The sequence below is a fragment of the Paludisphaera sp. genome, assembly GCF_037189885.1.
Taxonomy (GTDB): Bacteria; Planctomycetota; Planctomycetia; order Isosphaerales; family Isosphaeraceae; genus Paludisphaera.
Genome location: NZ_JBBCIR010000013.1, coordinates 140,698 through 161,365, shown reverse-complemented (window position 1 = coordinate 161,365; position 20,668 = coordinate 140,698). Strand labels below are relative to the sequence as shown.

The following is a 20,668-nucleotide window of genomic DNA, read 5'->3' as shown; positions in this document are numbered from 1 at the left end:
TCGAAACTCGCCGGGAGCATATCATCATGCGATCAACGTTTCGTTCGCGGGCGACCTCCCTGGGGCTCGGCCTCGGGCTCGTCGCGGCGGCGTGGCCGACCGGCGGGGACGCGCGGGCGGAGGCGCCGGCGGCGACGATCCGCGTGGACGCGGCGAATCCGGGCGTCCGGGTCTCCCCGATGCTGTACGGGCTCATGACCGAGGAGATCAACCACGCCTACGACGGCGGCCTCCTCGCCGAGCTGATCCAGAATCGCACGTTCCAGGACCCGGGGCCGATCAGGGACGGCGCGCCGATCCACTGGTCCGTCGTCGGTCCGGGCAAGGTGGCCCTCGACCGCGACGCCCCGGTCAACCCGGCGCTCCCGGTCAGCCTGCGCCTCGACCTCCCCGACCGAGCCGAGGCCGGGGTCGCCAACGACGGCTACTGGGGAATCCCCGTCCGGCCCAACACCACCTACACGGCGACGTTTTACGCCAGGGGCGGGGAAGGCTTCGCCGGGCCCGTGACCGCTTCGCTCGTCGTCGACGCCGGCGACGTGGTGGTCGCCAGGGCCGACGCCGCGCCGGCCTCGGAGACCTGGAGAAAGTACACCGTCACGCTGACGACCGGCGCCGACGCGCCGACGACGGCCGAGGCCCGGTTCGTCCTCTCGGCGAAGGGGCCGGGGCGGGCCTGGTTCTCGTTCGTCTCCCTCTTCCCGCCGACCTACCAGGGCGTCCCCGACGGCCTGCGGCCCGACCTGATGGAGCTGATGGCGGGCCTGCGGCCCAGGTTCATCCGGCTCCCCGGCGGCAACTACCTGGAGGGCAATCGGTTCTCCGACCGCTTCCGATGGAAGGAGACGATCGGCCCCCCCGACCGCCGGCCGGGACACATGGGATGCTGGGGCTATCGCTCGTCCGACGGCCTCGGCATGCCGGAATTCCTCCTGTGGTGCAAGCAGCTCGGCGCCGAGCCGGTGCTGGGCCTGTTCGCGGGATACGTCCTCAACGGGGATTACGTCAAGGCGGGCACGCCCGAGATGGCCCTCTACACCCAGGAGGCCCTCGAACAGATCGAATACGTCGCCGGCCCGGCCGACAGCGAATGGGGACGCAAACGCGCCGAGGACGGCTTCCCGGAGCCCTTCCCGCTCCGCTACGTCGAAATCGGCAACGAGGACTGGTTCGACAAGTCCGGCGGCTACGACGGCCGCTTCACCCAGATGGCCGCCGCGATCCGCGAGCGCTATCCCCACCTGAAGATCATCGCCAGCGCCCCCGTCACCGGCTTCAAGCCCGACCTCTATGACGACCATTTCTACCGAAGCCCTCGCCAGCTGTTCCGCATGACCGACCTCTACGACCCCCGGCCCGCCGACGCGCCTCCGCTGAAGTTCGAGGGGGGCGGGTTCGACGGCCGCCAGCCCGACGGCATCCAGACCATCGTCGGCGAGTGGGCCGCGCACGACGGCGAGCCCACCCCCACCCTGAACGCCGCCCTGAGCGACGCCGCCTTCGCCATGGGCCTGGAGCGCAACTCGGACGCCGTCGTCATGCAGTGCTACGCCCCCCTGCTGGCGAACGTCAGCCCGGCCGACCCGGCCAGGGGCTACCCCCGCGGCTGGCAGTGGCGCACAAACCTGATCGGCTACGACGCCCTCCGGAGCTACGGCTCCCCCAGCTACCACGCCCAGGCCATGCTCGCCCAGAACGCCGGCGACGTCGTGCTGCCGGTCGCGCTCGACCCGCCGCCGGCCGACTCCTTGGCCGAGAGCCCCGCCGGGGCGGTCGGCCTCGGCGCGTGGCGTACGGACGTCGAGTACGCCGACCTCTCCGTCACCGCCCCCGACGGCCGCGAACTCCTCGGCCCGGCGCAAGCGAGCGAGGTCCGCGCGTATCGCTCGGTCGGCGCACCGTGGAAGGCCCAGGACGGCGCGATCCGGCCGGGCGCCTGGGACTCGGAGACGTGGGCGTTCCTCGGCGATCGCGCCTGGACCGACTACGTCATCAACGTCCGCGCCCGCAAGCTGAAGGGCCGCGAGGGCTTCCTGATCATCTGGCATGCCGCCGACGACGACCATTACCGATGGTGGAACGTCGGCGGCTGGGAGAACTCCAGGACCCAGCCCGAGGCCGCCGACGGCGGGCGTCGCGCCCCGTACGGCGACCCGTCCCCCTTCCGGGTGGAGACGGGCCGCTGGTACGACCTGCGCCTGGAGGTCTCCGGACACCGCGTCCGCGGATACATCGACGGCCAGCTCGTGACCGACGCGACCCACCAGCCCGAGCCCGCTCCGCCTCCCATGGTGGCGACGGCCACCCTGGACGAATCCGACAACGCCGTGCTGTTGAAGGTCGTCAACGCCGGCCGCGCCCCGATCTCGGCCGACATCGACATCGCCGGCGTGGCCGCCGTGGCCCCCGAGGCGACCATCCTGGTCCTCTCCGGCGACCCCGGCGCCGTCAACACGGTCGACGAGCCGACGAAAGTCGCACCGAGGCGCGAGTCGATCGCCGCCTCGAAGACCTTCCGCCACGCCTTCCCCCCCCACTCGTTCACCATCTTCCGCCTCAAGCCGGCGGGCCGGTGATCCGAGCCACGCCCCCCGCGTCGCGAGGCGGCGGGGGGCCGGGGCGAATTCCGCGACAATTTTCGGAAGACATGAAATCACGACGCGGCCCGACGTGATCATCAAGGAGTCGGATGATCGTGCCGCTCCTTGAAAATTCGGTCGCATCGAAATCGCCGCCCGGAGCGCCGTTTCCGGGCAAGGGGGGAACGGGGAGCGGCGCGTGTCGCGACGATGACCGATCCATGCAAGTCCGGGAGCGGCTCGGACCAATGAGACGACACGCTCGCTTGGCCGCGCCATCCCCGGATCGGCCCGTGCCCGTGGCCCCGAGGACGCAAGAAAACCTCTTCGAAAACGACGAACAAAGCCAACGAGAATCCGCCGCAACTCACGGGGAGCCATTGCCTTGAGACGACATCGCGTGAAACCGCGGCGCGCGAACGAAGCCAATCGCGACGGGCGCTCAGGGGACGACCGGCGGGTCCGCGACGCCGTCGCGCATGCGGCGACGGTAGCGGGCCGGGGTGACGCCGAACGCCTGGCGGAACGACTGGGCGAGGTAGCTCACGCGGCCGAATCCCGAGGCGTCGGCGACGCTGGCGACGGGGAGATTGGTCTCGATCAGGAGGCGGCACGCCCGCTCCAGCCGCACCCGCCTGATCTCGTCATGGACCGTCCGGCCGGTCGCCGCGCGGAACCGCTGCTCCAGCGCCCGCCGCGAGATCATCACCGCCGCGACGACGTCCGGGACGCCGATCGCCTCCGTGCCGCGGTCGTGGATGAAGTGGAGCGCCGCCGCGACCTCCGGGTCGTCGAGGGCGACGATCTCGGTGGAACGACGGGCCCGAACATGCAGCGGCTCCACCAGGATGCGTCGGGGCTCGGGCCGCTCGCCTCGCATCATCCGGTCGAGCAGGGCCGCGGCGCGGTAGCCGCCGGCCTCGGCGTTCAGGACCACGCTGGAGAGGGGCGGATCGGCCAGCTCGCACAGCAGTTCATCGTCGTCCACCCCCACCACGGCGACCTCCTCCGGGACCCTCAGCCCGGCGTGGAGGCAGGCGACCAGGACCTCGCGTCCCCGCTCGTCGTTGCAGGCCATGACGCCGACCGGCCGGGGGAGCCCCTCCAGCCATCCGGCCAGCGCGGGCTGCTCGCGCTCCCAGTCGGCCGCGACCCGACGGGCCCTCGGCTGGACGTAGACGTGGGGCTCGAAGCGGGCCTCGCGCAGCCGGGAGGTGAAGCCCTCCTGCCGCCTCCCCGACCAGACCCGGCCTCGCGACCCGACGTAGGCGTAATGCCGGAACCCTCGCTCCAGCAGGTGATCGGCCGCCATCCGGCCCGCGGCGTGGGAGTCGGAAACGACCTCGTCGAGACGGGACAGCGGGCTCTCCGGCCGCAACTGCTCGTCCGACAGCCCCAGGACGATCGTCGGCACCCCGGACGCCAGCACCGCCCGGGCCACCGCCGGGGTCTCCACCCTCGCGATGATCCCGGTGCCCCCCCACGACCGCATCCGGGGGACGGCCTGGAGGAAGTCCCCCGGCGTGACGTAAAACCCCCAGGGGCCGTGCAGCCGCGCGTAGCGCACGATCCCCCGCAGCAATTGCCGGCCGTAGCCGCGCGAGGTCTCGATCAACAGGGCGATCCGCGGCGTGCTCATGGCGGCGACCCCTCCCACGGCCATCATGACCGGTCTCCCGCGCGGAATCGACGTTTTTCCGCGCGGACGCGGCCTCGAATCCAAGTCACCCACGCCGTATGTTCGTGACCAGTCCCCGCGCCCGCGCCCGACCCCATGGAGAACGCCAAGGCCATGCCCGCCGAACCCCGCGTCGCCTGGGAGCAGCGCTGGCACCCCTTGCGGGAGGAGTGGATCCTCTTCACGCCCCACCGCGGCGGCCGCCCGTGGATCGGCGAGACCCACAAGCCGGCCGACGTCGACCCGCCCTCCCACGACCCGACCTGCGCCCTCTGCCCCGGCAACAGGCGCCTCCGCGGCGAGAACCCGCCCTACTCCGGCGCGTACTGGTTCACCAATGACCTCCCCTGCTTCGGGCCCGACGCCCCGTCGGTCTCCGGCGGCGACGAACTGTATCGCACGCGAGACGCGCGCGGCACGGCCGAGGTCGTCTGCTACCACCCCGACCACGGCAAGACGTTCGTCGACCTGACCGACGCCGAGGCCGCCGCCGTCGTGGACCTCTGGGCCGAGCGCCACGCCGCGCTGGCCGCCCGGCCCGAGGTCGATCACGTCCTCGTCTTCGAGAACAAGGGCGCCCTGGTCGGCACGTCGAACCCGCATCCCCACTGCCAGATCTACGCCGGCGGCCTGATCTACGGCCACGTCGAACGCGAGGCCGCCGCCGCCCGCCGACACTTCGATCGGACGGGGGAATACCTGGGCCAGGAGGTCCGGGCCCGCGAGGAAGCCGGCCCGCGCGTGATCGCCGCCAACGATCATTTCCTGGCGTGCGTCCCCTGGTTCGCCCGGTACGCCTACGAGGTCTTCATCCTCCCCCGTCGCCAGGTCGCGTCGCTGGCCGACCTCTCGCCCTCGGAGCGGGGGGCGCTCGGGCTGATGATCCGCGAGGTCGCCACGCGATACGACAACCTCTGGCGAATGCCGATGCCCTACGTGATGGCGATCCACCAGGCCCCGACGGACGGGGAGGACCATTCCACCTTCCCGTTCCACGTCGAGTTCCATCCCCCGTTGCGGAAGCCCGACACGATGAAGTACCTCGCCGGCCCAGAGATCGGCGGCGGTTCCATGACCAACGAGTCCGACCCCAACGAGAAGGCCGCCGAGCTTCAGGCGGCGGGCGGCCCCCATTATAAAAGGATGGCTCGATGACGAACGCGGACGAGGATCGGGCGCGAGGCCTCCTGTGCGGGCTCCAGGATCGCATCCGGGACGCGGTCCTCGCGGCGCGCGACTCTCACGCCGCGGAGGAGCTGGCCGAGGTCGCCGAGGTCACCGCCGCCGACACCATCTACCGCATCGACAAGATCAGCGAGTCGGCCGTCATCGCCTGGTTCGAAGCGAACTGGCCCGCCGACCTCCCCGTCGAGCTGGTGATGGAAGGGGTGGAGGACCACGTCCCCACCTTCCCCGCCGGGACTCCCGTCGACCGCGCGGCGTTCACGTGCATCCTCGACCCCATCGACGGGACGCGCGGGCTGATGTATGACAAGAGGTCCGCGTGGGTGCTCGCGGCGCTGGCGCCGCGGAGGGGAGGGTCGGCGACACTGGCGGACGTCCGGGTCGCGGCGATGACCGAGCTGCCGACCAGCAAGCAATGGGCGTCCGACCAGGTCAGCGGCATCCGGGGCCGAGGCCCCTCGGGGCTGGTCGCCGAACGGGTGGACATCCGCGACGGCGCCCGTCGGCCGATCTCGCTCCGCCCCTCCCGCGCGACCGACTTCCGCCACGGCTTCGCCGCCCTCGCCCGGTTCTTCCCCGAGGGCAAGGCGCTGCTGGCGCAGGTCGAGGAGCGGCTTTGGCGCGAGTTGCACGGGCCTGGCGGCGGGGGCTCTCCGGTTGTGTTCGAAGACCAGTACCTCTCGACTGGCGGCCAGCTCCACGAGCTTCTCGTCGGCCACGATCGCATGATCGGGGACCTGCGCCCCATGGCCCACCGCAAGCTCGGGATCGAGTCCGCCCTGGTCTGCCACCCCTACGACATCTGCGCGGCGATGCTCCTGCAAGAAGCCGGCGGCGTGGTGGAGCAGCCCGACGGCCGGCCCCTCGACGCCCCGCTCGACACGACGTCGCCGGTCTCGTGGATGGGCTACGCCAACCCCGCCCTCGCGGCCCAGGTCCGGCCGATCCTGGCCCGGCTGATGGAGGAACTCCTCCGATGACCCCTCCCCCCTGGCTGGGCGAGGCCCCCGGCCGGCTCGACTTCCTGGGAGGCGTGGCCGACTACAGCGGCTCGCTCGTCCTCCAGACCCCCATCCGCGCGACGACCCGCGTCGCGATCACGCCGACCGCCCAGCCCCGCCTGCGCGTCGCGAGCGACCAGGAGGGCGTCGTGGAACTCCCCTCGCCGGACCCCGACGAATTGGTCCCCCCGTCCGGCGAGGTCGCGCCGCTGGTCGCCTGGCTGGACGCCCACGACGCCCCGCGCTGGGCCCGCTACCCGCTAGGATGCCTGTTCCTCTTCGGCCGCGCCATGGGGTGGCGGCCCGAAGGCGGCCTGTCCATCGAGATCAAGACCGACGTGCCGACGTCGATGGGGGTGAGCAGCAGCGCGGCGCTGGAGGTGGCGACGCTCCGGGCGCTCGAGGCGGGCTCGGGCCGCCGGTTCGAGGGGACCGCGCTGGCGAGGCTGGCGCAGCTGGCCGAGAACGAGGTCGTCGGCGCCCCCTGCGGGCTGATGGACCAACTCGCCGCCGCGCACGGCGTCCCCGGCTCGCTCCTGCCGATCCTCTGCCGCCCCGACGTGCTCCGCGAACCGGTCCCGCTCCCCGAGGGGGCGATCGTCGCCGGCTGGCCCAGCGGCGTGAGGCACGCGGTCTCGGGCCCGGAATACGCCACGGCGCGGACGGCCGCCTTTATGGGCAAGCGGATGCTGGAAGTGGCCCTCGGGCGGCGGATCGACCACCTCGCGGAGCTGCCGCCATCGGTCGTCGGCGGCGTCACGGCCGACGACCTGCCCGGCTGGATCACCGGCGCGGAGTTCCTCGCCCGATTCGGTTGGCTCGAAGACCCGAGGTCGGACGTGGACCCCGATCGTCGCTACCCCGCTCGGGCGGGCACCGAGTTCGCCGTCGGCGAGAACCACCGCGGCGACCTGGCCGAGCGACTGCTCCGCGCCTGGGGCGCCGACCGGGCCGGGACGCTCCGGGTCGTGGGGGAGTTGATGTACCAGTCGCACCTGGGATACGGCTCGATCGGCCTGGGCTCGCCGGAGACCGACGCGATGGTCGAGGCCGTCCGCGGCATGGGCCCCGGACGCGGCTTTTACGGGGCGAGGGCCAGCGGCGGCGGTTGCGGCGGGACGGTCGTGGTCCTGCTGGAGGCCGCGTCGCTTGTCGAGCTTCGCCGGCTGGCCGAACGGGCGGGGACGCCCGCGTTGATACTCTGACCCATCATCACCCTTTAGCGGAATCCCTCCCGATGCTGATCGCGCAAGCCCACTCCGCCTCGACCCTCACCGGCCTCGACTGGCTGGTGGTCGGCACGTACTTCGGACTCCTGCTCGCCGTGGCCTTGTGGGTCATCCGCAAGGGGAAGGAGACGGCCGACGACTACTTCCTGGCGGGGCGCAACCTCTCCTGGTGGGTGGTGGGGGCGTCGATCTTCGCCTCCAACGTGGGATCGGAGCACGTCGTCGGCCTGGCCGGGTCGGGGGCGGCCGACGGCGTGGCGATGGCGCACTACGAGCTGCACGCCTGGTGCGTGCTGGTGCTGGCCTGGGTCTTCGTGCCCTTCTACAGCCGCTCGATGGTCTTCACGATGCCGGAGTTCCTGGAGCGCCGGTTCTCGCCCGCCTCGCGATACGTCCTGTCGGTCGTGTCGATCGTGATGTTCATCGTGTCGAAGATCGCCGTGGGGGTCTTCGCGGGGGGCGTGGTCTTCGCCACCCTGCTGCCGGAAGTCAGCCTGGACCTGGGCGGGGTGGTGATCGACAGCTTCTGGCTCGGGTCGATCCTGGTGATCCTGCTGACCGGCCTGTACACCGTCCTGGGGGGCATGCGGGCGGTGGCGTACAACGACGCCGTGCAGACGGTCGTCCTGATCCTGGGCTCCGCGGCGCTGACGATCTACGGCCTCTACACCCTGGGCGGATGGGGCGAGCTGCGGCGGCTCTGCGGGTCGGACATGTTCAACCTCTGGCGTCCCCTGATCCCGGCCGGGGTGGAGGGGACGTGGGCCCCGGTCCTGGAGACGGACGCCGCGGGCCGGGTGGTCCGGCAGGCGTGGTACTTCAACGGGGACTACCCCTGGCTCGGCATGCTGTTCTGCGCCCCGATCATCGGCCTTTGGTACTGGTGCACCGACCAGTACATCGTCCAGCGGACCCTTGGCGCGCCCGACCAGAGGACGGCGCGGCGCGGGAGCATCTTCGCGGGTTTCCTGAAGCTGCTCCCGGTCTACCTGTTCCTCGTCCCGGGCATGATCGGCTTCGCGCTGGCCAAGAGCGGCAAGGTGCCGGGGCTGGAGGCGATGGTCACGGCCGACGGCCAGCCCGTCCCGCGCGAGGCCCAGGCGGTCTTCCCGCTGCTGGTGAAGCACCTGCTGCCGACGGGGCTGCGGGGGCTGGTGGTGGCGGGGCTGCTGTCGGCCCTGATGAGCTCGCTGGCCGGCGTCTTCAACGCCTGCTCCACGCTGTTCACAGTAGACCTGTACCAGAAGTGGCGGCCCCAGGCGTCGCAGGCGCGGGTCGTCCGCGTGGGCCAGATCGCGACCGCCGGCACGGTGGTCATCGCGCTGGCGTGGCTGCCGGTGATCCAGGGCGCGCGCGGGCTGTACAACTACCTGCAAGCCGTGCAGGGCTACCTGGCGCCGCCGATCTTCGTGGTCTTCTTCATGGGCGTGACGTTCAAGCGGCTCAACGGCCGCGGCTGCTTCTGGGCGATGACCATCGGCTTCCTGATGGGCGCCTTCCGCATGCTCGTGGACACGCCCGTCACGCTGGGCCTGAAGGGGTACGAGAACGGCTACGCGCCGGGGTCGTTCCTATGGATCGTGAACAACATCTACTTCCAGTACTTCAGCGTCCTCATCGCGATCGTCTCCGCGACGGTCCTGGTGGTCGTCAGCTACCTGACCCCCGCGCCCGATTACGAGCGCATCCGCGGCCTGACCTTCGCGACCGCGACGGACGAGGACCGCGCCCGCACCCGGGCGAGCTGGGACTGGACCGACGTGGTCGCCTCGGCCGTGGTGCTGGCCGGGATCCTGTTCGCCTACGTCTACTTCCGCGGCTGAGAGGGGGAACGATGAGCGGGATGATCCACCTGACGCTGGCCCTCGCGTTGGCGGCCCTCGGCGCGGACGAGCCGGCGTCCCTGCGGGCGAAGTTCGGCCCGAACTTCGTCGTCGGGGTCGCCCTCGGCGGCCGGGTCCCGGACGACTACTCGGAGGCGGAGCACCGGCTGATCCTGGAGCAGTTCGGGGGCGTGACCGCCGAGAACTCCATGAAGATGCGGGCGATCCAGCCCCGCGAGGGGGTGTTCCGCTTCGACGAGGCCGACGCCCTGGTCGACTTCGCCGAGCGGAACGGCCTCCAGGTCCACGGCCACACCCTGCTCTGGGCGAAGGACGATACGACCCCGCGCTGGTTCTTCCGCGACGGCGACGGGCCGGCCTCGCGCGAGCTGGTCCTCTCCCGGCTGGAGACGCACGTCAAGACGGTGGTCGCGCGCTATCGCGGCCGGATCGCCTCGTGGGACGTCGTCAACGAGGCGCTGGACGACTCGGGGCCGTATCTCCGGCCCTCGGGCTGGACGACCATCGTCGGGCCCGATTTCATCGCCAGGGCGTTCGAATGGGCCCGCGAGGCCGACCCCGACGCCCGGCTCGTCTACAACGACTACGGGGTCGAGTCGCCCCGCAAGCGCGAGGCGCTCCTGCGCCTTGTCCGCGAGCTGCGGGAGCGGAAGGCCCCGATCGACGCCGTCGGGATCCAGGGGCACTGGGAGGTCGACCGCGTCCCCTTCCGCGACATCGAGGCCCTCATCGACGCGCTGGACGCCGAGGGGCTCCCGACGATCGTCTCCGAACTAGACCTGGGCGTCGTGCCGAGCGCGCCCTGGTGGGGGGCCGACCCGAGTCGACGCGCGGAGATCGCCAGGAAGGATGCCCTCGCCGACGGATGCCCGCCTGAGTTGTTGGAGAGGCAGGCCGAGCAGTACGCCCGGCTCTTCAGCCTGTTCGTCGACCGTTCCGCATCCATCGACCGCGTGACCTTCTGGAACCTGCACGACGGCCGGAGCTGGCTGAACTACTTCCCCTGGCGACGCACGGAGCACCCCCTCCTCTTCGACCGCGACGCCGAGCCGAAGCACGCCTTCCGCGCCGTCATGGGGGTCGAGGTGGACCAGTAAGCCTCAGCGCCCGCGACGGCCGCCGAACCGTTCGGCCGAGTATGGCGCGGGGTCGAGATGAGGCGTCGCCCCGGTCGCGACCTCGGCCGCGAGCCTTCCCGTCGCGGTGGCCATCGACATCCCCAGCATGTTGTGGCCCGCCGCGACGACGACGTTGCCCAGCGTCGGACTCGGCCCGATGATCGGCAGGCCGTCGGGCGTCATGGGCCGCCAGCCGGCCCATTCCTCCTCGGGCTCGCCGATCGGCCGGGTCCTGAGGTAGCGGGCCGAGGTCTCCGTCAGGACCCCCAGGCGTTTGCGATTGATCGAGGCGTCGCGGCCGGCGAACTCCATCATCGAGCCGACGCGGAACCCGTCGCGGAACGGGGTCGCGGCCACGCGGTCCTCCTCGAAGATCATCGGCAGACGGGGCGGGTCCTCGACCTCGCGATACGTCAACGAGTACCCCTTGCCCGGCTGGATCGGGACGCGGCAGCCGATCTCGCGCGCCAGCGTCGGAGTCCACGCCCCGGCGGCGACGATCACATCGTCGGCCGGGATGTCGCCGACGGCCGTCCGGACGGCGGTCGCCCGGCTCCCTTCGCGGACGATCCCCGTCGCCGCGCGGTGTTCATGGATCGTCACGCCGAGCCCCGCGAGCACCCGCCGCATCTCGGCCATCAGCCGATCCGGGCGTAGGTGGGCGTCGCGCTCGTAAAGCCATGCCCCGGCCAGTCCCGGGCGGAGCGCGGGCTCCATCTCGGCCAGTTCGGCCGGCTCGATCCGGCGCGCCGGCATCTCGAACCGCTCGCTCAGGAGGCGGTCGACCTCCGCGTAATGATGCATCACCGACGGCGACCGGAAGACGAACAGCAGGCCGTCGGTCCGCCAGTCGCAGTCGATGCCCTCGTCGCGGATCAAGTCGTCGTAGAGGGATCGCGACGACCGCAGCAGCGCCGAGATCGCCGCGCCGGCGGATAGCATGTCCGGCTCGTTGCACCGGCGGGCGAACGCGAGGAACCACCCGGGATTTCGCAGGAGGACGCCCGGCTTGAGGCGGATCGGCGAGTTCCGGCGGGCCATGACGCGCAGGATCGTCCGCAGCGCCCCCGGCGCGGCGAGCGGCAGGGCGTGGCTCGGGCAGATGTAGCCGCAGTTGGCGCGCGAGCAGCCCGAGCCGAACCCGGCCGCGTCGATCAGCGTGACCGACCGCCCCGCCCTGGCCAGGTAGTACGCGCAGCACGCCCCGACGACCCCGCCGCCGACGACCACCGCCCGCCTGGTCTCGCTCATGGCAGGAGCCCTTCCCCGAACGGATCCGCGGGGTCGATCAGCAGCGTCGCCTCCCCGGTGACGTACGCCTCCCCGGCGATGACGGGATGAATCCGCCCCCCCTCGCCCGGCCGGTACGAACCCTCGAAGACGCTGCCGACCACGCTCTCCTGCCGCCACGCCTCGCCCGGCGCGAGCTTGCCGTCGGCCGCGAGGCAGGCGAGCTTGGCGCTGGTGCCGGTGCCGCAGGGACTCCGGTCGTAGGCCATGCCGGGGCAGAGGACGAAGTTCCGCGCGTGGTTGTTCGTGTCCGCCGGCGGCCCCATTAGCTCCACGTGGTCGATCTCCGCCCCGTCGGCACCGGTGACGCCGGACGCCTCCAGCGCCTCGCGGATACTCGCGGCCCGCGCGGTCAGCGCGGCCACGTCGTCCAGGACGATCGGAGCCCCGACCGGCGCGAGGAAGAACCAGTTGCCCCCCCAGGCCACGTCCCCAACGACCGGGCCGTCTCCCCGGACGTCCACGCTCACGTCCCGGCGATATCGATAGCTCGGCACGTTCTCGACCGAGACGCGCGCCCCGCCGTGGTACTCGAAACCCACGACGCCGACGGGGGTATCGAGCCTGTAGCGGCCCGGCCCGATCCTCCCCAGGTAGGCCAGCGCGACCGCCAGGCCGATCGTCCCGTGCCCGCACATGCCCAGGACGCCGACGTTGTTGAAGAAGATCGCGCCGGCCACGCACCCCGGCTCATGCGGCGGGACGATCAGCGCGCCGACGAGGACATCGGAGCCGCGGGGCTCGTTCACGACGGCCGATCGGAACCGGTCGAACCGCTCGCGGAACAGGTCGCGGCGGGCCGATAGCGGGCCGTCGCCCAGGTCGGGGCCGCGGCCGACCACGACGCGGGTCGGCTCGCCGCCGGTGTGGGTGTCGATCACCTGGATGCGTCGCATCGCGCCTCCTCAGCCCTTCGGGCGAGTCTCGATCCCGCGTCGGATGATCGCCAGGATGCGTTCGCGCTCCTCGCCCGCCAGAGGCTTGCGGGGCTCGCGGACCCACTCCGTACCCAGGCCGGCCTCTTGCGTCATCAGCTTGATGTACTGGACGAACTTGGGGTGGGTGTCCAGCTTCATCAGCGGCGAGAACCATCGGTAGAGCGCGCGGGCCTCGTCCCAGCGGCCGGCTTGCAGGAGGTCCCAGAGCCGTTGGTTCTCGGCCGGGAACGCGATCCCGGAGCCGGCGACCCAGCCGTCGAGGCCGTGGACGGAAGACTCGAGGATGAGGTCGTCGACGCCGACGAACAGATCGAAGCGGTCGCCGAGCAGCAGGCGGATCTCGATGATCCGCCGGGGGTCGGACGAGCTTTCCTTCACGGCGATGAGGTTGGGTATGTCGGCGAACTCGGCGAGCCGCGTCGGGGTTATGTCGACGGTGTAGGCGATCGGGTTGTTGTACAGCATCCACGGGAGGTCGGTCGCCGCGCCGACGGTCCGGAAGAAGGCGTCGGCCTCGGCGTTGTCCGGGCGGTAGACCATCGGCGGCATGATCATGAAGCCGGCGGCGCCCGCCCTGGCGAAGTCGCGAGCCGCGCGGACGGCCTTCGCGGTCGAGGTCTCGGCGATCCCGACGACCACCGGCACCTTGCCCCCCGCGGCGCGGACGGCGGTCCGGACGACCTCCACCTTCTCGTCGGGCTCCATCGCCTGGTTCTCGCCCAGGGAGCCGCACATCACGAGGCCGCCGACGCCCGACTCCACCATCGCCTCGACGTGCCGGCCGGTCCCCGCCGCGTCGAGCGACTGGTCCTCGTGGAATTGCGTCGTCATCGCCGGGAACACGCCCAACCATCGCTGTCGCATCGGCCTACCCCCCCGCGTTCGGTCGTCGAACAAGGGCTCCATCCTATCGCGGCGGCCCTCGGCGATCTTGGCGCTTCACGCCTCCTCGACTCGATTCCGCGCATAATGGGGCGACGGCCGCGCGTGATCGTCGCCCGGAACGTGGAGCATCCCATGGCGGAGTCGGCCGTGTCGGATCTGTTCGGCTCGCTCGCCTCGCCGTTCACCGGCGAGGAGTTGTTCGATCGCCTCGACGACCTGGTCTATTTCGTGAAGAACCAGCGGGCCGAGTACGTCGTGGTGAATCGGACGCTCGCGGAGCGCTGCGGCGAGCGCGACAAGCGCGCGATCCTCGGCAAGACCGCGGAGGAGGTCTTCCCCGGCCCGCTCGGCCGCTCCTATCGCGAGCAGGACGAGGCCGTGCTCCGCGCCGGCGCGGCGGTCGTCGACCAGCTTGAACTGCACATCTACCCCGGCCGCGATCAGGGCTGGTGCCTCACGAACAAGCTCCCCCTGTGGGGGCCGGAGGGGCGGATCGTGGGGCTCGTCGGCTCGTCGCGCGATCTCCATCCCCCCTCCGAGCGCGACGAGGGCTACGAGGAGGTCGCCCAGGCCGTCCAGCACGCCCGCGACCACCCCGACGAGCGCCTGACGCTGGCGTCGCTCGCCGCGGCGTCCGGCCTCTCGGGATACCAGTTCGACCGACGCATCCGCCGGCTGTTCCGCCTATCCACCGGGCAGTTGCTCCTCAAGCTGAGGATGGACGCCGCCTCGGGACTCCTCCGCGGCACCGACCGCCCCGTCGCCGAGATCGCGCTGGCCTGCGGCTACTCCGACCAGAGCGCCTTCGCCCGCCAGTTCCGCCGGACCATCGGCCTGACCCCGCTCGAATACCGATCCGCCGGCCGCGCCGGCACGAAGGCCAAGGGGGGCTAGCGAGCCCGGACGGCGTCACCCCACGACAGGCGACCGGCCGCGAGGCTCCGCGTCGTTTCGGCCGGATCGGATCAGGGCCCATCCGATAGCGATCATGCCGAGGCCGCCCACCGCGAGGAATCCGTAATCCCACGCCGATTCGCCGAGCCTCTGGACGACGTTGTGGATCTTGAGGACGTGGTGGTCGACGACCCCCTCGACGAGGTTGAAGACGCCCCAGCCCAGGAACAGCGAACCGACGAAGGTCCGGCTCGACCAGGGGACGTCGGCCCGCCCGCCGGCGCGCCAGAGGAGCGCCAGGCCCAGGGCGGTCATGACCCAGCAGAGGGCGTGGAAGAGGCCGTCCCAGAACATGTTGATCTCGACATTCACCAGCGTCGTGGGGGGGTACTTGCCCGACAACAGGTTGTGGACCTGCGTGATCTGGTGGAGCACGATCCCGTCGAGGAAGCCCCCCAGGCCCGCTCCGATCAGCGTCCCGGCCGAGACGAGCGGCCCGCGATTCGTTGCCTCGGTCATCCCCCGCCTCCCTCGATCGGTCGATGGGCCTCGCCCGTCGTCCCCCGCGACGAGAGCCCGAAGTGCAGGGCCGCCGCGACGCCCAGCACGATCGGGAACGGCGCCAGCGTCACCACGAGGTTCGGGCCGAAGTCCTCGCCGAAGATCCCGGCGCGCACCTTCCTGCCCGTGTCGGTGTCGCAGACCGGGCAGGCGTCGGCCACGCCCGCGAGGCAGGACGCGTAAAGGCACCAGGAGGCGAGTCGGCGGAGTCGCTTCATGTCGTCCTACCTCGGCCGCCGTGGGGGACGGAGGGCGAATCGTGGTCGCCCCCGACGGCACGCACTTTTTATTCCCACCGCGGTCACTCGTCGGATCGGCCCGCCGCCGCGGCCTCCAGGTCGAGCAAGAGCCGCGCCACGGCGACCTCCTTCGCCTTGGCCTCCACCTCGACGGTGGCGTCGAGATCGCGCCAGCAGTCGGGGAAGTCGGCGGGGTCGATGAAGTCGTGATGGCGTTCGGGGCGGGGTCCGTCCCAGCCGGCGATGGGGCTGGAGATGTGGAACATGGGCTCGCGGTCCCAGGTCTCCAGGGCCGCGGCGGTGGCCTCCTCGACGGTGAGGCCGTCGGGGTTGCAGCGATGGTGATGGGCGTCGTACACGAGCGGGATCCCGGCCGATCGGCAGATCGGGAGCAGGTCCGACGGCGTGTAGACGCGGTCGTCGTTCTCGACCGTCAGACGCGACCGGGCTCGTGGCGAGAGGAGGTCGAGCGCCCTGGCGAAATCGGCCAGCGCCGTGATCTTGTCGCCGAAGGCCCCGCCGCCGTGGATGTTGATCACGTCGGCGCCGATCCACTCGGCGACCTCGGCCTGATACTCCAGCTCGCGGACCGACGCGGCGACCACCTCCGGGCGTCGCGAGTTGAGCACCACGAACTGGTCGGGGTGGAAGCAGGTCCGAAGGTTCCTGGACCGCGCGAATTCGCCGCAGGCGCGGAAGCGGGCGACGATCGCCTCGGCGTCGCCCAGCGCCGCGACGTCGTAGGCGAACGTCGGCTGCGTCTTCAGCGGCAACACCTGGCTGTTGACCCGGAAGCAGCCGATCCCCGACGCCGCGCAATATCGCAACGCCGCGAGCAGGGCGTCGGCGTTCGCGAGGCAGAGGGCCGAGAGCCGCGAATCCGCCTCGGCCCGGTCCAGTCGCGATAGCGCCGCCGCCGTGGCCGTTCGGAACTTGATCGGCTCGTCGCGGAACGCACAGCAGAGTCCGAGTCGGATCATGCGCGGTCTTCTCGATTAATTTCGGTACGGCGATAAGTGGAGCCTTGCACGCGAGCCTCATGGCCACTACAACTGTCTATCGTCGCGGCCAGCCTCTCGCCGCGGTCTCCCAATTCCTTAAGCCGTTCGCGGTCGGCGCGGCGCCGATGACCAGTCTACTCCACGGAGGCGGCATGCGGATCTGGCTCGGAATCGCACTCCCGCTCGCCCTCGCCTGCCTGGCCTCGTTTCCGGTCGCCCGGGGGCAGGACGCCCGGCCGACGGATCCCGACAAGGTCTCCAACGACGACCCCGCCAGGCCGTTCCAGATGCCCCCGGCCACGACCGAGGTCAAGGAGGCCCTGGAGGACTTCGACCGCTTCCGCGAGCGGGGCGCCTGGGAGCGGGCCTTCAAGGCCCTCTACTCGATCAACGAGGACCAGGCCCGGCGGTTCGTCGACGGCGCCGACGGCTTCATCATACCCGTCGCCCGCAAGCGCCGAGAGGTCCTCTCCGCGCTGCCCCCCGAGGGGCAGTCCGCCTATCGGCTGTTCCACGACGCCGAGGCCCAGAAGCTGTTCGACCAGGCCCAGGGGGACGCCGAGAAGGCCAACCTGGAACGGCTCTTCTCGGCCTACTTCACCACGACCGTCGGCGCGAAGGCGGCCGACCGGCTGGGGGATCTCTACTTCCAGGAAGGCCGGTTCGACCGCGCGGCCGATTGCTGGCTCGCCGTGCTGAAGCGGAACGACGTCGACCTCCCCCCCGCCCCGCTGGCGGTCAAGGCGGCCGTCGCCCTCGCCCGCGCCGGCCGGCGAGCGGAGTTCGCCGAGCTGCGGGAGGAGATCGAGGACCGTCACCGCGACGAGTCCGTCGACGTCGCCGGCCGGACGGAGTCGGCCCCCGAGGCGCTCCGACGAATCCTCGAGGCCGGCCGCTCGCCCGAATCGCCGGCCGTCGCCGCCGCGGCCCCGGACGCCGGCCCGATCGCCCCGGCCGAGGGCGTCGCCCCGGCCTGGCGGTTCCTGATCGCCGAGACGATCGAGGCCGGCATGGGGACGATCGAGCTGAACCAGTGGCGCGCCGGGGCGCTGTCGTCGGCCGCGCCGGCGGCGAGCGTCGACGGCGGGAGGCTCTACCTCAACTTCCTCGGCCGCATCCTGGCCCTGGATCTGGAGACGGGCAAGCTCCTCTGGCGCACCGGGTCGTTCCACGACCTCCGGCGGTTCGCCTCGCAGCCCATGGGCCAGATGCTCGACCCCGAGCGCTACGCGATCCTCGCGCGGGGCAAGCGGCTGTGGACCGTCTCGCGCGACCCGAAGGACCAGAATTATTCCGCCGCCTACCAGCTCGAATGCCGGAACGCCGAGGACGGCGAGGTCCTCTGGAAGCTGGCCGAGCTCCCCGACCTCGCCGGCTACGAGCCGACCGGCCCCCCCCTGCTCGCCGACGACGCGCTGTTCGTCCCGGCGAAGTCCCAGCAGGGCCAGCCGCTGCCGCAGCAATGGGTCCTGGCCCTGCGGCCGGAGGACGGCCGATTGCTGTGGAAATCCGAGGTCGCCGTCTCGCGCCAGGCCGAGCAGCACGTCTACTACTCCAACCGCCGCGAGTCGAAGGCCCAGGTCCGGCTGCTGCTCCGGGCCGGCTCGCTCTACGTCGACACCCACGCCGGGATCCTCGCGCGGCTCGACGCCGACTCGGGCGCGCTCGAATGGGGGTACGGCTACGAGACCGCCCCGCTGGAGACCGAGCGTTACTTCTCCTACGGCAACCAGCAGCAGGAGCCCCAGGCCGCCGGCGAGGCCCCGGTCGACCGCGACGGCGCGCTGATCTTCAAGGGGGCGAAGTCGAGCCGCGTCTACGCGATCGACCCCGACCGGATGGCCGTCTCCTGGCGGCGCCCCATCGGCAAGGCGGCGAGGATCGCCGCCGTGGAAGGCCGGACGATCTACCTCGGGGGCGAGGAGCTGTCGGCGCTCGACGCGGAGACCCGCGAGCTGCGATGGGCCGTCCGCCTCCCCGGCGGGAGCTATCGCGGGAACGTGATCGCCCGCCCCGACGGCGTCTGGCAGGCCACCCCGCGCGGGGTGTTCGAACTCGACCCGGCCGACGGGACCGTCCGCCGGATCTTCCGCGGCGACGACCTCGGCGTCGACTCGGCCGACCTGATCACGACCCCGGATCGGGTCCTGATCGTCTCCAACCGCGCGATCACCGCGTACCCCCGGCGGCCGGACGACGCGCCGGCGAACCCCAAGGAGAACGCCCCGCGATGAGCCCCCCCCGCGCATTCGGGAACGGCCCCGGCCCCGGCCTCGTGCTGGCCCTGGCGCTCGCCCTCGCGGCGACCTCTCCCCGCCCCGTCGCCGCCCAGGGCGTCCGCGACGAAGGATTGAGCGTCGTCGGCAAGGGGAGCGCCCGCGCGAAGCCGACGGCCGCGGAGATCGACCTGGACGTCTCCGCGACGGCCGAGCTGACAGGCGACGCCATCGTGAAGTTCCGCGACGCCGTCAAGCGCGTGCGCGACGCCTTCGCCGCGCTGAAGCTCCCCGACGTCGCGATCGAGGAGCGAGGGCCGGCCGTCAGCCAGAAGGGCGCCGCCTTCAACCCCTACATGGGCATGGACATGGGGGCGCGGGCCAAGACCAGGACCGAGGTCCAGCTCTCCCGCAAGCTCGTCGTGAAGGTGTCGGGCATCGAGTCGATGGAGGAGGAGGCGGTCCTCCAGCTCGTCGGCCGGCTGATCGACGTCGCCCAGGACGCCGGCGCCCAGGTCGGCCCGCGGGTCGACCCCTACACGGCCTATCGCTACGACATCTCGACGAACTCCAGCCTGGTCCGCTTCGTCGTCGAGGATTACGACAAGATCCGCGAGGAGGCCTTCGCGAAGGCCGCCGCCGACGCCCGCGCCAAGGCCGAGCGCCTGGCCCGGCTCAACGGCGTGGAGCTTGGCGCCGTCCAGTCCGTCCGCGAGAACGCCGACGCCCAGCCCCAGCAGCGGGTCTACATCTACAACTTCCAGGATCAGTCGGGCGACGCCGACGAGCAGCGCGAGCGTCTGACGTCCCCGAAGTTCCAGGCCGTGCCCATCCAGGTGGAGCTGTCGGTCCGGTTCGCGATCACGCCCGTCGCGGGGGCCAAGCCGTGACCGCCCCGTCGCGTCGCCACTTCCTGAGGCTCGCGGGCGCCGCCGCGCCGGCGCTCGCGGTCGGGGGGGGCTGGCCCTGGCTCGCCCCGTCGGCCCCGGCGGCCGAGGAGGTCCTGCCCAAGCACGTCACGCCGGAAGCGATCAGCGCCGTGGTGAAGGGCCTGGACTTCCTCGCGGCGCAGCAGGCCGACGACGGCTCGTGGATCACCGGCGGCGGCCAGACGTATCCCGTCGCGATGACGGGCCTCGCCGGCACGGCGCTGCTGGCCCACGGCGACGGCCCCACGCGCGGGAAGTACTCGCGGAACGTCCAGGGGGCCGTCGAGTACCTGGTGCGCTGCGGGACCGAGTCCGGCCTGATCACCGGCCCCGGCGAGGACGGCGGCATCCCGATGCACGGCCACGGCTTCGCGCTGCTGTTCCTCGCCAGCGTCTACGGGATGATCACCAAGGAGTCGCTGCGGAAGCAGGTCCAGACCGTGATCCGCAAGGCCGTGACCCTCACCAGCCAGGGGCAGAGCGGCGCCGGCGGCTGGACCTACACCCCCGGCGGCGGCGACGAGGGCTCGGTCACCGTCACCCAGGTCCAGGCGCTCCGCGCGGCGCAGAACTCGGGATTCCTGGTGCCGCGATCGGTCATCGAGGAGGCCGTGCGCTACCTGGACAAGTGCCGCACGCCGGAGGGGGGCATCCAGTACTCGCTCGCGAGCGCCACCGGCCCCCGGCTGGCGATCTCCGCCGCGGCGGTCGCCACCCTCTACAACGCGGGCCAGTTCGACGGCCCCATCGCCACGGACTGCCTGAAGTACGTCTGGGACCAGTTCCGCGCCTCCGAGGGCTGGAGCAAGGGGGGAGGGCACGACTACTACGCCCACCTCTACGCCGCCCAGGGCTTCTACATGGCCGGCGACGAATACTGGGACGAGTACTTCCCCAAGGCCCGAGACCAGCTGCTGGCCCAGCAGCAGCCCGACGGCTCCTGGAACGGCGACGGCATCGGCCAGGTGTACGGGACCTCGATCGCCGCCGTCATCCTCCAGCTGCCGTTCAAGTTCCTCCCCGTCTTCCAGCGCTGATCGAGAGAAAGGACGAGCCCTTGAGCACCGCCGTCGACGAGCCC

17 protein-coding genes are annotated in these 20,668 nt (G+C 71.6%); 10 read left to right on the top strand and 7 right to left on the bottom strand.

The annotated features are described in order from the left end of the window. Positions 1 to 26 precede the first annotated feature (26 nt). Entirely contained in the window at positions 27 to 2,576 is a 2,550-nt protein-coding gene (locus WG209_RS05930) for an alpha-L-arabinofuranosidase C-terminal domain-containing protein (protein WP_337174093.1), read from the top strand. A 445-nt stretch (positions 2,577 to 3,021) separates the two neighbouring features. Here WG209_RS05930 and WG209_RS05925 read toward each other — a convergent pair whose 3' ends face one another. Continuing rightward, positions 3,022 to 4,245 carry a XylR family transcriptional regulator gene (locus WG209_RS05925; RefSeq protein ID WP_337174092.1) on the bottom strand — a complete coding sequence of 408 codons (1,224 nt, stop codon included), beginning with the start codon at positions 4,243 to 4,245 and terminating at the stop codon, positions 3,022 to 3,024. 126 nt (positions 4,246 to 4,371) lie between these two features. Between WG209_RS05925 and galT the strand changes: the two genes are divergently transcribed. Genes galT through WG209_RS05900 form a run of 5 tightly spaced genes read left to right on the top strand, consistent with a single transcriptional unit; the run spans position 4,372 to position 10,613 of the window. Beyond that, positions 4,372 to 5,412 (top strand): galactose-1-phosphate uridylyltransferase, encoded by a 1,041-nt coding sequence (gene galT, locus WG209_RS05920; protein ID WP_337174091.1) that lies wholly within the window; start codon positions 4,372 to 4,374, stop codon positions 5,410 to 5,412. Further along, positions 5,409 to 6,422 (top strand): hypothetical protein, encoded by a 1,014-nt coding sequence (locus WG209_RS05915; protein ID WP_337174090.1) that lies wholly within the window; start codon positions 5,409 to 5,411, stop codon positions 6,420 to 6,422. The genes galT and WG209_RS05915 overlap by 4 nt, the downstream gene beginning before the upstream one ends. Beyond that, positions 6,419 to 7,648, top strand: coding sequence for a hypothetical protein (locus WG209_RS05910; protein WP_337174089.1), 1,230 nt, complete (start codon positions 6,419 to 6,421; stop codon positions 7,646 to 7,648). Before WG209_RS05915 ends, WG209_RS05910 begins: the two co-directional genes overlap by 4 nt. Before the next feature lie 32 nt (positions 7,649 to 7,680). Further along, positions 7,681 to 9,495, top strand: coding sequence for a sodium:solute symporter (locus tag WG209_RS05905; RefSeq protein ID WP_337174088.1), 1,815 nt, complete (start codon positions 7,681 to 7,683; stop codon positions 9,493 to 9,495). Positions 9,496 to 9,506: 11 nt separating this feature from the next. Then, positions 9,507 to 10,613, top strand: coding sequence for an endo-1,4-beta-xylanase (locus WG209_RS05900; protein ID WP_337174087.1), 1,107 nt, complete (start codon positions 9,507 to 9,509; stop codon positions 10,611 to 10,613). Positions 10,614 to 10,616: 3 nt separating this feature from the next. Here WG209_RS05900 and WG209_RS05895 read toward each other — a convergent pair whose 3' ends face one another. Genes WG209_RS05895 through WG209_RS05885 form a run of 3 tightly spaced genes read right to left on the bottom strand, consistent with a single transcriptional unit; the run spans position 10,617 to position 13,726 of the window. Further along, positions 10,617 to 11,885: an FAD-dependent oxidoreductase gene (locus WG209_RS05895; RefSeq protein ID WP_337174086.1), complete on the bottom strand. Its 1,269-nt coding sequence runs from the start codon at positions 11,883 to 11,885 to the stop codon at positions 10,617 to 10,619. Beyond that, entirely contained in the window at positions 11,882 to 12,820 is a 939-nt protein-coding gene (locus WG209_RS05890; RefSeq protein WP_337174085.1) for a proline racemase family protein, read from the bottom strand. The genes WG209_RS05895 and WG209_RS05890 overlap by 4 nt, the downstream gene beginning before the upstream one ends. Positions 12,821 to 12,829: 9 nt before the next feature. Then, entirely contained in the window at positions 12,830 to 13,726 is an 897-nt protein-coding gene (locus WG209_RS05885) for a dihydrodipicolinate synthase family protein (RefSeq protein ID WP_337174084.1), read from the bottom strand. A 123-nt stretch (positions 13,727 to 13,849) separates the two neighbouring features. On the opposite strand from WG209_RS05885, the gene WG209_RS05880 reads away from it, so the two are divergent. Then, a complete protein-coding gene (locus tag WG209_RS05880) occupies positions 13,850 to 14,641 on the top strand; it encodes an AraC family transcriptional regulator (RefSeq protein ID WP_337174083.1) in 792 nt (263 codons plus the stop codon). Positions 14,642 to 14,656: 15 nt separating this feature from the next. On the opposite strand, the gene WG209_RS05875 is transcribed toward WG209_RS05880, so the two are convergent. From WG209_RS05875 to uvsE, 3 genes are all read right to left on the bottom strand, one after another. Next, the gene (locus WG209_RS05875; RefSeq protein WP_337174082.1) at positions 14,657 to 15,160 is read right to left on the bottom strand and encodes a DUF2243 domain-containing protein; all 504 of its coding nucleotides are present in this window, start codon (positions 15,158 to 15,160) and stop codon (positions 14,657 to 14,659) included. Then, positions 15,157 to 15,420, bottom strand: a complete 264-nt coding sequence (locus WG209_RS05870; RefSeq protein WP_337174081.1) for a hypothetical protein — start codon at positions 15,418 to 15,420, stop codon at positions 15,157 to 15,159. Before WG209_RS05870 ends, WG209_RS05875 begins: the two co-directional genes overlap by 4 nt. 83 nt (positions 15,421 to 15,503) lie before the next feature. Continuing rightward, positions 15,504 to 16,421, bottom strand: coding sequence for a UV DNA damage repair endonuclease UvsE (uvsE, locus tag WG209_RS05865; RefSeq protein WP_337174080.1), 918 nt, complete (start codon positions 16,419 to 16,421; stop codon positions 15,504 to 15,506). A gap of 173 nt (positions 16,422 to 16,594) precedes the next feature. Between uvsE and WG209_RS05860 the strand changes: the two genes are divergently transcribed. The 3 genes from WG209_RS05860 to WG209_RS05850 are packed head-to-tail and all read left to right on the top strand — an operon-like array spanning position 16,595 to position 20,624. Continuing rightward, on the top strand, positions 16,595 to 18,676 hold the full coding sequence (locus WG209_RS05860; RefSeq protein ID WP_337174079.1) for a PQQ-binding-like beta-propeller repeat protein: 2,082 nt from the start codon (positions 16,595 to 16,597) through the stop codon (positions 18,674 to 18,676). Then, entirely contained in the window at positions 18,673 to 19,548 is an 876-nt protein-coding gene (locus WG209_RS05855; protein WP_337174078.1) for an SIMPL domain-containing protein, read from the top strand. Before WG209_RS05860 ends, WG209_RS05855 begins: the two co-directional genes overlap by 4 nt. Continuing rightward, positions 19,545 to 20,624, top strand: coding sequence for a prenyltransferase/squalene oxidase repeat-containing protein (locus WG209_RS05850; RefSeq protein WP_337174077.1), 1,080 nt, complete (start codon positions 19,545 to 19,547; stop codon positions 20,622 to 20,624). The genes WG209_RS05855 and WG209_RS05850 overlap by 4 nt, the downstream gene beginning before the upstream one ends. Positions 20,625 to 20,668: the final 44 nt, after the last annotated feature.